At 33.1% G+C, this 13,627-nt stretch carries 13 protein-coding genes; 4 read left to right on the forward strand and 9 right to left on the reverse strand.

The window, feature by feature from the left end; translation table 11 throughout:
- Positions 1–11: 11 nt before the first annotated feature.
- The 5 genes from NZD85_RS05380 to NZD85_RS05400 are packed head-to-tail and all read right to left on the reverse strand — an operon-like array spanning position 12 to position 7,261.
- Complete coding sequence (locus NZD85_RS05380) at positions 12–671, reverse strand: c-type cytochrome (RefSeq protein WP_260544007.1); 660 nt, start codon at positions 669–671, stop codon at positions 12–14.
- The gene (locus NZD85_RS05385) at positions 671–1,240 is read right to left on the reverse strand and encodes a DUF3341 domain-containing protein (protein WP_221411950.1); all 570 of its coding nucleotides are present in this window, start codon (positions 1,238–1,240) and stop codon (positions 671–673) included. Before NZD85_RS05385 ends, NZD85_RS05380 begins: the two co-directional genes overlap by 1 nt.
- Positions 1,221–2,624, reverse strand: coding sequence for an NrfD/PsrC family molybdoenzyme membrane anchor subunit (nrfD, locus tag NZD85_RS05390; protein ID WP_171622626.1), 1,404 nt, complete (start codon positions 2,622–2,624; stop codon positions 1,221–1,223). Before nrfD ends, NZD85_RS05385 begins: the two co-directional genes overlap by 20 nt.
- Positions 2,625–2,658: 34 nt before the next feature.
- Positions 2,659–5,820, reverse strand: coding sequence for a TAT-variant-translocated molybdopterin oxidoreductase (locus NZD85_RS05395; protein ID WP_225539349.1), 3,162 nt, complete (start codon positions 5,818–5,820; stop codon positions 2,659–2,661).
- A 22-nt stretch (positions 5,821–5,842) separates the two neighbouring features.
- Positions 5,843–7,261, reverse strand: coding sequence for a c-type cytochrome (locus NZD85_RS05400; RefSeq protein ID WP_171622624.1), 1,419 nt, complete (start codon positions 7,259–7,261; stop codon positions 5,843–5,845).
- 413 nt (positions 7,262–7,674) lie between these two features.
- Between NZD85_RS05400 and NZD85_RS05405 the strand changes: the two genes are divergently transcribed.
- On the forward strand, positions 7,675–8,163 hold the full coding sequence (locus NZD85_RS05405) for an SPOR domain-containing protein (RefSeq protein WP_260544010.1): 489 nt from the start codon (positions 7,675–7,677) through the stop codon (positions 8,161–8,163).
- Between the two features lie 49 nt (positions 8,164–8,212).
- Entirely contained in the window at positions 8,213–8,404 is a 192-nt protein-coding gene (locus tag NZD85_RS05410; RefSeq protein ID WP_225539351.1) for a hypothetical protein, read from the forward strand.
- A 114-nt stretch (positions 8,405–8,518) separates the two neighbouring features.
- On the opposite strand, the gene NZD85_RS05415 is transcribed toward NZD85_RS05410, so the two are convergent.
- Positions 8,519–8,839, reverse strand: a complete 321-nt coding sequence (locus tag NZD85_RS05415; RefSeq protein WP_225539352.1) for a hypothetical protein — start codon at positions 8,837–8,839, stop codon at positions 8,519–8,521.
- Positions 8,840–8,995: 156 nt separating this feature from the next.
- Here NZD85_RS05415 and NZD85_RS05420 point away from each other — a divergent pair, with 156 nt between their 5' ends.
- Complete coding sequence (locus NZD85_RS05420; protein ID WP_225539353.1) at positions 8,996–9,319, forward strand: HopJ type III effector protein; 324 nt, start codon at positions 8,996–8,998, stop codon at positions 9,317–9,319.
- A 46-nt stretch (positions 9,320–9,365) separates the two neighbouring features.
- On the opposite strand, the gene ccoG is transcribed toward NZD85_RS05420, so the two are convergent.
- Positions 9,366–10,820, reverse strand: coding sequence for a cytochrome c oxidase accessory protein CcoG (ccoG, locus tag NZD85_RS05425; RefSeq protein ID WP_260544013.1), 1,455 nt, complete (start codon positions 10,818–10,820; stop codon positions 9,366–9,368).
- Between the two features lie 197 nt (positions 10,821–11,017).
- Positions 11,018–11,899: an AraC family transcriptional regulator gene (locus tag NZD85_RS05430; protein ID WP_260544015.1), complete on the reverse strand. Its 882-nt coding sequence runs from the start codon at positions 11,897–11,899 to the stop codon at positions 11,018–11,020.
- Between the two features lie 88 nt (positions 11,900–11,987).
- On the opposite strand from NZD85_RS05430, the gene NZD85_RS05435 reads away from it, so the two are divergent.
- Positions 11,988–13,055: a patatin-like phospholipase family protein gene (locus NZD85_RS05435; RefSeq protein WP_260544017.1), complete on the forward strand. Its 1,068-nt coding sequence runs from the start codon at positions 11,988–11,990 to the stop codon at positions 13,053–13,055.
- A 33-nt stretch (positions 13,056–13,088) separates the two neighbouring features.
- On the opposite strand, the gene NZD85_RS05440 is transcribed toward NZD85_RS05435, so the two are convergent.
- Entirely contained in the window at positions 13,089–13,415 is a 327-nt protein-coding gene (locus tag NZD85_RS05440) for a hypothetical protein (protein ID WP_171623734.1), read from the reverse strand.
- Positions 13,416–13,627 lie beyond the last annotated feature (212 nt).

Raw genomic sequence — 13,627 nt, forward strand, 5'->3', positions numbered from 1 at the left:
AACTTATTTTATTATTTATTAGTTGCTGTTTCTTCAGTTGCAGGTGTTGCTTCTGCAGCAGGTGCAGCAGTTGAACCACCTTTTAAACTCATTACATATTCAGCAACTCTCCAACGGTCTGCAGGAGTCAATTGAGATGCGTAAGAACCCATCGCATTTTTTCCATACATAATTACATGATAAACAGAACCTACTGTAATCTCTCTTTCTCCGTAAGTCGGAACTCCAGAATAAGCTTTAGATTTTACGATTGATCCTTGTCCATCACCTGCGTCACCGTGACAAACTGCACAGTTTTGACCATATAACACTTTTCCTCTTTCTAAATCCGCAGTTTTGGTTGCAGCATCTAATGGAGAAACAGTTACACTTTTTGATTGAGCATAACCAGCATTATTGTTTTTGAAAGTCCATGGCAAAATATCACCATCAGTTCTTGCAACAGCACCTTCTACAGATTCTAATGCAGACATATTGTGATTTTTATTCATTACAGGAACTTCAGAGTTCTCTTTATCTTCAGGGTAACCGTAAGTTGCCTTTTCATAAGGATCATATGCTGTCGAATAATACATATCCGGCATATATACGATACTCGCGTCACGTTTTTTATCAGAACAAGAAGTGATAATAATACTTCCTAATCCTATAAGTAATGCTATCTTTTTCATTATGCTTCTTGTACTAAATTGTTAACACTTGGTTCTACGACTACATCACCTTTTACTGTTACTTCTTCAGCACCAGTTTCTACAAATACATTTTTGATTTTCTCAACATCAGCAGTTCTGATTTCGATTAAGAATTTATCATCTGTTGTACGTGGATCTGGGTTTTTAGCTTTCGCACCTGGGTACATTTTGTTACGCGCTAAATATGTTAATGACATAAAGTGCGCTGCACAGAAAACTGTCAACTCGAACATAATAGGAACGAACGCTGGCATATTTTCTCCCCAAGAGAAAGATGGTTTACCACCGATATCTTGAGCCCAATCATGGTTCATAATAAACCATGTCATCAAAGATGCTAATGTTGTTCCAAATGCACCGTAGAAGAAAGCAAGGTCAGAAATACGAGTTTTCTTTAAACCTAAGGCTTTATCTAAACCGTGTACAGGGAAAGGTGTATATACTTCATCTATCGTAATACCTTGTTTACGTATAGATTTTACTGCTTTTAATAAATCATCATCGTCTCCGTAAAGACCATAAACGATTTTAGTGTTCGTGATGCTCATCTTCAGTATGATGTTTTTTATAGCTTTCGCCTGATGATTTCAAAATAGTTTTTAATTCAGATTGTGAAATAACTGGGAATGTACGTGCGTACAATAAGTATAACACAGAAAAGAATCCCATAGTACCTAAGAAGATACCTACGTCTACCCATGAAGGCATAAACATTGTCCAGCTTGATGGTAAATAGTCACGAGATAAGTTGATAACGATAATATCAAAACGCTCGAACCACATACCAATGTTAACTACGATAGAGATAACGAATGTCCAGAAGAAGTTTCTTCTAATTGAACGAATCCATAATAACCCTGGTACTAAAACGTTACAAATAATTAACGCCCAGAATGCCCACCAATAAGGTCCTGTTGCTGCTCCTGGAGAAAAATATGTAAAGTCTTCGTAACGAGATCCTGAATACCAAGCGATCCATAACTCAGTTAAATAAGCTACTGCAACCATACCACCTGTTACAACGATTACAATATTCATGTACTCGATATGTTTACGTGTGATATAATCTTCATAGTGTAAAACTTTACGCATTACACTTAATAATGTTTGTACCATCGCGAAACCAGAGAAAATAGCTCCAGCAACGAAATAAGGAGGATATACTGTTGAGTGCCATCCTTTGATTACCGATGTTGCGAAGTCAAAAGATACAATCGTGTGTACCGAGAATACTAACGGTGTACATAAACCAGCTAATACCAAAGATAACTCTTCGAAACGTTGCCAGTGTTTTGCTCCACCACCCCATCCGAATGATAAGATTCCGTAGATTTTCTTAGCGAATGGTTTTGTTGCACGGTCACGTATCATAGCGAAGTCAGGAATTAATCCCATCAACCAGAAAACTGTTGATACAGAGAAATACGTAGAAATCGCGAATACGTCCCATAACAATGGTGAGTTAAAGTTAGGCCATAATGATCCAAATTGGTTAGGAATTGGGAAAACCCAATACATTAACCATGGACGACCCATGTGGATTACAGGGAATAACGCTGCCTGTACAACGGCGAAGATCGTCATGGCTTCCGCAGAACGGTTAACCGACATTCTCCATTTTTGACGGAATAATAATAAAACGGCTGAGATTAACGTACCAGCGTGACCAATACCTACCCACCATACAAAGTTGGTGATATCCCATCCCCAGTTAATCGTTCTATTCAATCCCCAAACACCAATACCAGTTCCAACTGTATAAGCAATTGCACCAACACCAAAGATGAATGCTACCATTGCAATACCGAAACATAGCCACCACAATTTACTTGCAGGCGTCTCAATTGGACGTGCAATGTCTACTGTGATATCGTGGTAGGTTTTATGTCCTAAAATAAGGGGCTCTCTTACCTGTGATTCGTAATGTGACATATTTGTTTACCTTATTAATTCTTTATTAATTTAATTAAGCTTGTTCTTTTCTGTTTCTAACTTTTACTTGATAGATAACATTTGGTTTTGTACCAATTTCTTCTAATAAAACGTAAGAACGTTTATCTTTCGATACTTGTCTTACTTCTGATTTATCATCATTGATATCTCCAAATTTCATCGCTCCTGTTCCACAAGCAGCAGCACAAGCAGCAGCAGCCATAAACTCTTCGTCTTTAACTACTCTGTTTTCTTTCTTAGCTTTTAAGATTGCAGCTTGCGTTTGTTGGATACAGAATGAACATTTCTCAATTACACCTCGTGTTCTTACAACAACATCTGGATTAAGTACCATACGACCTAAATCATTGTTCATGTGGAAGTCGAATTTATCGTTATTCGCCCAGTTAAACCAGTTGAAACGACGTACTTTATAAGGACAGTTATTCGCACAGTAACGAGTACCAACACAACGGTTATAAGCCATCATATTTTGACCTTGACGACCATGAGATGTTGCTCCTACTGGACACACAGTCTCACAAGGAGCGTGGTTACAGTGTTGACACATTAATGGTTGGAAAATCACATCTGGATTTTCTGCCTCTGGCTTAATTAATCGTGTATATTGTTGTGGTTCGTTATCTGGATCAGATTCTAACGCAACTTTCTGAGTTAATTTTCCGTTTGGATCATTGTATGTTACATCAGAGTAGTAACGGTCAATTCTTAACCAGTACATATCTCTTGACATACGCATTTCCTCTTTACCGACAGTTGGTACGTTGTTTTCTGCTTGACAAGCAATTACACACGCTCCACATCCTGTACAAGCATTCATATCAATTGTTAAATTGAAGTGAGGTCCTGTTGAACGATCAAAACTTGCCCATAAGTCAACTTCACCTACAGGAGAATCTCCTCTCCAAGTTGGCATTTTAGCAACTGGATTCCATTCTTGACGGTCTGTATTGATAAAATCAGCTAAAGAAACTTCTCTTGCGATTTCGTAACGACCCATCAATGTTGGTTGTTGCTGCATATTAGCGAACTCATGTTTATCTGTACGAGAAGATTTTTCAATTTTAACGTTAGAAACTCCAACTGTTCCGTTATATAATGTATAAGCATTAACCCCTACATTATTTGAAACTTTACCAGCTTTTGTGCGACCGTAACCGAAAGCTAAACCTACAGTTCCGATAGCTTGACCTGGCTGAATGAATACTGGAACGTTTTCTAAAACAACTCCATTAACAGTTAAGTTTACATACTCACCGTCAAATTGCATTCTTCCATTTGTAACGTTGTAGTTATCTTGAATTTTGATTCCTAATTTCTCCGCATCATTTGGATTAACTGTTAAATAGTTATCCCAAGAGTTACGTGTAATTGGATCTGGTAATTCTTGTAACCAAGGATTATTAGCCTGAGTACCATCTCCTAATCCAGCTTTAGAATAGAATTGGATTTCCCATTCTGTTGCTTTACCTGCAGCTAATTTAGCAGAAGCAGCAGAAGCAGCAGCTGTGTTAGCAGTAAAAGCCGTAGTTTCAGCCGCTTCATTATAACCATTGTATAATGCTTTGTTGAAATCTACACCTAATTTTGGTAAAATAGCTGAATCCCAATTTTGTTTTACGTATAAGTAAAATGGAGATACTTTTTGTCTTGTTGCAGAAACTGCCATCACCATAATTGGATCATTTGGATCTTCTACTTCAGTCACTTCAGTTACTCCTGTCATCCAAGCAATTAATGAATCTTGGAATTGACGAGAATCAAAAATACGTGGAATTGTTGGTTGTTGTAATGAGTACACACCTGTTATTGGGCTGAAATCATTCCAAGACTCTAAACCGTGAGTAACTGGAGCGATAACGTCCATTACTGATGCAGTTTCGTCTAATTTTTCAACTAAACCAACTTTAAGTCCAATGTTTTTGAAAGCTGCTTCAATTTCTTTTGCGTTTTTCGCGTTGTAAATTGGATTCGTTTGGAAGTTTAATAAAACTCCAACTTGCCCAGCTTTAGCGTCTGCAATGAATTGATTGAATACAGTATCGTTAGACTCTTTTAATAATACAGCTTTATCTGAAACTACAGCTGATCCTAAAACTTGGTTAATTGCGAATGCAATAGTATACGCTTCTTTAGAACCATCAGCCATTACAACTGCTTTAGAACCTTTTTCTTTTAACTCAGCAACAATTGCTTTTGCTTCTTTAGATGAAGCAGCTCCACCTGTTAATCCTTGATAAACTTCTGCTAACACTTTTTCAGTATCAGTTGGTTTTAAAGGATAACGTGTATCAGCATTTGCTCCTGTTAAAGATAAAATAGACTCTACTTGGATGTGACGCATCATGTTTGCTCCTGGTTTACGAGCTACACCATAATCACCTTCCATTCCACCACCATTGTAGTCACCTAAGAAATCTGCGTTGAAAGAAACAACTAATTCAGCATTCTTAAGATCATAGAATGGTAATTCTCTTTTTCCGTATACTTCTTGTGCAGCATCTAATGCATTCGAATAAGAAATTGCATCATATACTACATGTTGAGTTGTTGGATATTTTGTTGCGAATTCTGCAATCAACTTTTTAGTTGTTGGAGAAGGTAAAGACGGAGTTAAAATAACTACTTTCTTTCCTCCTACAGATGCTAATGCTTTAGAAACAGTAGCGTCTAAATCTTTCCAAGATGTTGCTTTGAAATTCTCACCACCGTTAATTAAAGGTGATTTTATTTTATCAGAATCATATAATGATAATACAGATGCTTGAACACGAGCATTTGTAGAACCAAAATATTTCGCTCCTTTATTTGCATCAATTCTAATTGGACGACCTTCTCTTGTACGTACTAATACACTCGCATAATCGTATCCATCAAAAACTGTAGATGCATAATATGTAGGCACACCAGGCATAATATTTTCTGGTTTCACTACGTAAGGAACAGATTTTACGATTGGAGCTTCACAGGCTGCTAATGTAACAGCAGCTGTACTGAACCCTAAAATCTTCAAAAAGTCACGTCGTGAAGTTTGACTATTCTCCATGGCGTTGTCATTCCCTAAGAAATTGTCTACGGGAATTTCTTCTGCAAATTCATTGGTAGTTAACTTTTCATTTAATGTATTGTCAGTTAACTCCTCAAAACTTTTCCAGTAATTTTTCTTCGAAGCCATTTATACTCCTCTCTTTTTTATATTAATAATGACATTTACCACACTCTAAACCTCCGATAGCATCAACTGTAATCTTAGTTGCGTCACCGTACTGTTTTTTTAACTTTTCGTGTAGTTCTGCGTAATATTCTTTGTTATACTCGTTGTCCATATCTACCTCAGTAGTTCTGTGACATTCGATACACCATCCCATTGTGAAATCATTCGCCATTTTCACTTCGTTCATCTCATCAACACGTCCGTGACAAGCGAAACAAGTTTGGTCTCCTGATCCAATGTTCAATTCTTTTGCATTTGGAATTGTCCCATCCTTAATTGCTTTCTTAATCGCTTTTTCTCCAGCTACAACGTGTTGTGCGTGGCTAAAGAATACGAAATCTGGCATATTGTGGATACGTACCCATTCGATTGGTTTTTGTGGACCATCGTATTTGTTCGTTTCTGGATTCCATCCAATCGCTTTATACATTTTTTGGATTTCTCCTGTGTAGAAATTTTTAACAGCGTCTTCATCTGCGAATTTACCAGAAGTGATTAATTCTTCTTCGAAGTAATCTCCTTTGTATTCTTTGATTGTTTTGTGACAGTTCATACATACGTTTGGTGAAGGAATTCCAGACACTTTACCGTATTTCGCTGAACTATGACAATACTGACAATCAATCCCTTGCACGCCTGCGTGAACTTTATGAGAGAAGTAGATCGGTTGTTCCGGCTCGTAACCTTTGTCAACACCTACACCCATTAATCCCCAATACACATTGTACAATGCAAAGAATGCTAATACAGCAATTACTACACCACCAACTTTTTGGTATTTTTGGAAGAAGTCAGCAAAAGAAAAAGCAGCTTGCTCATCTTTAGAATTTAAATCTTCTGTAGCTGTTGCTTTAACCAATGCATTAACGCGAACTAAAATCCACAATAACAATGCAGCTAAAACTACAAAACCTACAGCGATAATCCCTGTACTTGCTCCTCCACCTTGTGCAGCTTCAGCAGCTTTTTTATCAGCAGCCTCCTTCTTTTTCAAAGCTTTAGCTTCCTCAAAAGCTTTCACTCCTCCATCAGGATCTGCTGTATATGCTAAAATATTATCAATATCACCATCTGATAAGTTAGGGAAAGCTAACATCTCAGTGTTATTGTAATCAGCATAAATTTTGTTTGCATACGCATCTCCAGATTCGCGCAAAGCTTTGTTGTCCTTAATCCAAGCGTGTAACCACTCTTTTCCAAGTCCAGCTTGCTCTTGTACGCGTTTCTCAACATCACGTAATTCCGGCCCAATTAACTCACCATCAATTTGGTGACATGCTGTACAGTTAGCTTCGAATAACTCGTAACCTTTACCTGCATCTTGGGCATTTGCTAAGGAGAACGTCGATAGTATTATCGCGCAGCTCCATAAACGTATTCTTTTTAGAAATCTTGCCTTCATTTACTTAAATAATCTCAGTTCGTTGTTTCTTTTAACTCGTTTTTATTTGAACACTTAACTATCAGCAAAAATAGCTTCAATACTTAATAAAATCATAAAGTTTACATACTGAACTTTGTCATTGAGCTTAATTTAAAACGTTTCTAAATTAATTATTGAAAAAATTATGATGAAAATAATCTCTATTTGATTTGAGATTAGAGCTTTTCATTTGATGAAAAATCTATTTAACATAATTTCTTTAAAATAATTTTAATATTTTTTATTCAAAAAAGACAATAAAAAGAATCTAATCCATCCTTTAAAGTGAAAAAAAGGTTAATTTGGAATAATATTCGTAGTAAGAAAATAAAAGTCTATAAAATTTAATAACTTAATTGTAAAAAGTATATTTGCACATATTAATTCATCCTATGAAAAAATTTATCTTTTTATTTCTTATCAGTTTTTCTAGTTGTGGTTTTGCACAAAATAAAATTGATACTGTTCAGATTATTAATAACGGTACATTGAACATGGAAATTGATAGTAGAATAAATACTGTATTAAAAGCGAAAGAAGACGCAGTCTGTGTTCATAATGCACCTATCAAAAAAAACACAGAGAAAAAACCTATTGTACATTCCAACGATCCATGTGCTGGAACACCACAAATAAATGGTTTCAAAATTCAGATATATTATTCGAAAGATAGAAAGGACGCTGACAAAGTAAGAAATGAATTTGCCCGTTCTTTTCCTGAGTTGTCGTCTCAAACCGCATACTTTTCACCAGATTATCGTGTTTTAGTTGGTGATTATTTTACAAGAGCATCAGCTTCGAGAGATATTCGTCGTTTAAAATCAAAATACAATAGCGCTTTTTCGATTCCATTCAAAGTATTGTGTAGAAAAGCAAAATAAGCGTTATCATTATTAGTTCTAATCATCATTTTCTTTAAAAAAATGAGAGATGTATCCTTATCATAACAAAATAAAACAACGAATAAATAATGGTGAATTGGTTTCGTACGAATTTGTAGAAAAATATAAAAATATTTCAACATGCTTGGTTTTATATTTCAAAGCAGAACCTTATACACGACCGATTCGTGAACACCGTTTTTCTGAATATAAACTCTTATTAAAAATAGAGGACAAATAATTTATTTTTCGATTTTAAAATTATTGAAAATATAATAAAGCGTTATCAAATTTCTTGGTAACGCTTTTTCAACTTTTAATTGTAATAATTAGTAATCGATTCATGTTTTTGAATTTAATTATTCAGAGTTCGATTTCTACCCTCTATTTCTAATTGGATAAGTATAGATGCCAAAATTGTTTGCACAAATCCTAAATTACCTGCAACTAACACACCTTTTTCTCCTGTCGATATTTTTTCGATTCCATAAACACTTGACTCATCTTCTGGATTCGAATTTCCTTCGTAACGATAGATATAAATAATTCTAAAATCGTGTGGATGATCAATCAAATCGTTTTCTAACAAATTAAAATCTTCTTGATATCCTTTTTCTGCTAACTCCTTTAGCGCTACGCTTGAAGTTTCGTAATTAAATTGTCTTCTCTCGAACATATAAATAGTTTTATTTGGTTAATACCTATAAATCTAATCAATTACTTTACAGAAAGTTGTTAAACATAAGTTAAGTATATTTAGTATGAAATAATTTAACATTGTTAATGATTTATTGTATTGGAAATAAGTTCTTACTTTTGACAAAAAGATAAAATGATTTTAGAAAAATTAAATCAAAACGAGGCGAATTTTGCTGATGTTATTGCTTATATCGAAGAAAATTATAATTACACTGCTTCTGCTTTTGTGAATGGAAATCAAGAAAATGCGATAGACCAAAATCAAGGTAGTGCGAAAGTATTTGCTTTTGCAAATTTAAATAACCTTTCTAAAGAAGATACTTTGAAATTATTTGCTGAACATTATGAAGCTGTTTTAGCAACTCCTGAAGGAACTGATCATAATAATATTCGTCAATTTATAAAAAATGGTTGGGAAGGTTTAAAATTTAAAAACGAAGTTTTAACAAAAAAATAATCTCCAAAAAAAACGTCTTACAAAATGTAAGACGTTTGTTAATCATTTAAAATGGAGCCATAAAACTAATCGTGTAATGATCGATGGTTTTTCCTTGCAAATCCTTCAATTCTAAAATAACTGGAACTTTATATGATTTTAGTTCACTTTTAGGAATTTTAATATCTATTAAACCTTGTTTCAATTCTCCTTCATTAATTTCAATATATTGATTAGGCTCTACTAACAAAATTGTTTTCCCTCCTTTGAAACCATTTACATTTACAACCATTTTATAGGTTTTATTTGTTTTATTCATCAAACTATATTGCATTGTATTAATGATATAATCACCTTCTACAACATAATCTTTACCAGGAACTTGTAAAAATTTAACTTCGACATCACTTCTATTTAGCGTAAAAGCAATCATTGCAGAAATCATTGCAACTAAAACAAAAGTAAATGCAATCAATCTTGCTGAAAGTTTAAAAGGTTTTCCTTGTTCTATATTTTCTTCGGAAGCGTGACGAATTAAACCTGTTGGTAGATTAATTTTCGTCATAATTGTATCGCACGCATCCATGCAAGCAGTACAGTTTACACATTCTAATTGCGAACCATTTCTAATATCAATTCCGGTAGGACAAACTGCTACACATTGACCACAATCAATACAATCACCTTTTCCTGCTGCAACTCGATCTTCTCCTTTTCTAAATTTTGAACGTCCGTTTGTGCTTTCTCCTCTTGGAAAATCATACGAAACTTGAATTGTTTTTTTATCAATTAAGACACCTTGTAATCTACCATAAGGACAAACCAATGTACAAACTTGTTCGCGAAACCAGGCGAAAACAAAATAGAATAATACACTAAAAATAAATAATCCTAAAAATTTACCTGCATGTTCTGATGGACCTTCTGAATAAATTTTTATCAGTTCATCAATTCCAATAATATAAGAGAACAGTATGTTCGAGAAGAAAAATGAAATTATGTAAAAAACAGTCCATTTTCCACCTCTTTTCAATATTTTTTCTTCGTTCCAATCTTGTTTATCCAAACGTATTTGTTTACTACGATCTCCTTCAATCCAATATTCAATTCTACGAAAAACACTTTCCATAAAAATGGTTTGCGGACAAACCCAACCACAGAACAAACGTCCGTAAATTGTCGTAAATAAAATAACGAAAACAACACTTACAATCATTCCGAATGCAAGTAAGAAAAAATCTGTTGTAAAAAATGGATAACCAAATAAAATAAAATTGGTATTGAAAACATCAAATTTAAAAACAGGATTTCCATTTGGCAATTTTATAAAAGGTAAAACCACTAATAAAATCAACAAAATCGAAGAAACGATTGAACGATAATTAGTGTACTTTCCTGAAGGTTTTTTTGCATAAACCCATTTTCGAGTTCCTTTCCTATCCATTGTTGCAACCTCTGTTCTAAATTGTTCATTTTCAATCTCAAAACCAAGTTGCGTTGTATCTTGTTTTAAATCACTCATATTAACTATAAATATCTATACAAAGATACCGCCACCTGTAAATTAAAGCTTGGCAATATTTATGGTATTTATGGTAATATTTACGTATTGATATAAATCATTTATTTACAATCATCTATTTTTTTTAAAAAAAAACTGACTTGTTCATGATGATAAAATCACTTAAAATAACCATCTTTTTAATTGATACAATTTACTTATAAATAATATTGTTTTCTGAATTGTTCTGGCGTAAAACCTGTATATTTTTTAAAAAATTTGACAAAATAAGAAGCATCTTGAAAGTTGAGTAAATAAGCAATCTCTGTAACCGAAATTTCTTTGTTAACAAGCAAACGCTTGGCCTCAAGCACCACTCTACTCCGAATTAGTTCGCCTGCAGAATTTCCTAAAACATCCTTACAAAGCGCATTCAAATGATTCGGCGTGATATATAAAAGTTCGGCATATTCTTTTGGTAATTTTTTCTTTTTAAAATTTTGTTCAATAAGCGATTGAAAATTATTTATTAACACCGATTTATAATCATCTTCTTTTACATTTACACCTTCCAAACTTCGTTCAATATCAATAAACAAATTCATCAAATGAAAACCAATTTTTAAATTAGAAAATTGATCATCTTGATAGTTTTCATGTATCATTTCCTCAAAATAATTTGAAATTTTTTGTTGTAAATCTTTCGAAACTTCAACAACATGATCCTCTACTAAAATAGATTGCAAAAATTGAAACTTTTGTAAAATAGAAGAATTAATTCCAATCCAATCAAAAAAATTGTCCGAAAAATTAACAACAAATCCATCATATTTCTCTTTAAAATACCATTGATGCACTTGTCCTGGTTTCATAAAATACATGGTTCCAGATTTAGCTTCAAATTTTTCGAAATCGATTAAATGCTCACCACTCCCTTCTGTAAAATAAACCAAATGGTAATATTTATGGCTATGCACTTCTTGCAAATGCGGATTACTGTCCACATACCCTCTGAATCGATCTACAGAAAACAAATCATTGCTATTTTTTTCTGTATTCAAATTACAAATATCAAATGTCGGAAATAGTTTTTTGGTCATAATCGAGTAAATTTTTCAGATGTAAAAATAAATACTATTAAGAACATTTAAATTGAAAAGTTTAACTTTAGGCAATAGAACATTAAAAATGGAATTTAAAGAGAAAAAAATTATCCTATTATCTTTAGACGGAGGAGGAATTAGGGGAATTATTTCGTGTGTTATTTTAAAATACATCGAAGATAAATTAAAAGAAATTCATGATAAAAATGCTAAAATTGGTGATTATGTTGATTTTATAGCAGGAACAAGCACAGGAGCTTTGATTGCTTCTTTATTATTAATGCCTTCTGACAAAGATCCTAAAAAAGCAAAGCATTCTATCACAGATGCGCTTAACATCTATTTGGGTGAAGGAAAAAACATTTTCTCTAAAACGTTTTGGACTATTTTGAACAATCCTTTGAGTGTTCTTAAAGATAATTTACCAACAGTTGTATTGGAAGAACAATTGGAAATTGTTTTTGGAAAAACTGAATTGAAGGATTTGATTCGTCCTTGTGCAATTGTTTCCTATGATACAGAACATCAAAAACCTAAAATATTTAATACAATCGACGGAATTTCTCCTTTCCGAAATTTTTATATAAAAGATGTCTGTCGAGCTTCTTCAGCTGCACCAACTTATTTTGAACCAGCTAAAATTAAATCATTTGCCGATCAAGAATTTTGTTGTATTGATGGCGGTGTTTTTGCAAATAATCCAACTTTTGTAGGATTTATAGAAACTCAAAAAATAAATTTTAATAAATATTTCAAAGACGAGTTGAAATTTGACGGTACAGCTCCTTTACAAGAGTTTAACATCATCTCAATCGGAAATGGATCTCGTGCAAAATCATACAAACATGAGCATTTGAATGGAATTTCAAAGTCGAAATGGGTAGATCCTTTGGTTGATATTTTCATTTCGACTGGTGTTGATATGATTGATTTGGAAATGAAAAGCATGTATGCCTTACTCAAACCAAAATATCAACAAAATTATCATCGATTTAATCCAGAAATCCCTGAATCTTCTTTAGATTTGGGAAATGTCTCAAACGCTAATATCAAAACATTGTTAGATGTTGCAAATGATTTTGTTTCAAAACACAAAGAAGAATTAGATGAAGTGGTTCAAAAATTAATTTTCAATCAAGTTGAAATAGAATAAAAATGGCTTTGAAAATTCCAAAGCCATTTTATCTTATTTATTACGAACATAGACAAAAATCTCCTGTTCCCTATTCAATTCTCTATTATCAATAATACTTTCTATACAAGCTTGTGCAGTTTCAACTTCACCTGCAACGTTGAAATTTTTGTACTTTCCATTGATTAACGGTGTAACATGTTGAGTCAAATTTTCAGCATTCAATCTTTTGCGTTCGTCAATCAAATTGTAAACATATTCTCTTCCTGATTCATCCGTAAAATTATCAACTTTATATATTTGATCCAATTCTCTTTCGTGGTCCAAAATAACAAACAAATAATCTTTTTTATTGTCCTTTTCAAAAAAAATTCTTCTCATAGCGAAATTGTTTGACTCAAATTTAATAAAAGATTCTTGCTTTTTGTATAGAAAATTAAAAACATTTATTAGAATTTTAAAATATCTTTAAAATACTAGATAAAATTCCAAATCTTTAAATAATCCTTTTATATAATACATTTTTCATGCCTGCATAAGTAGAAATTCGTATCTTAATCCCTTCTAAAAACGAACAAAATCTAACAAATTGA

Source organism: Empedobacter stercoris, assembly GCF_025244765.1.
Taxonomy (GTDB): Bacteria; Bacteroidota; Bacteroidia; order Flavobacteriales; family Weeksellaceae; genus Empedobacter; species Empedobacter stercoris.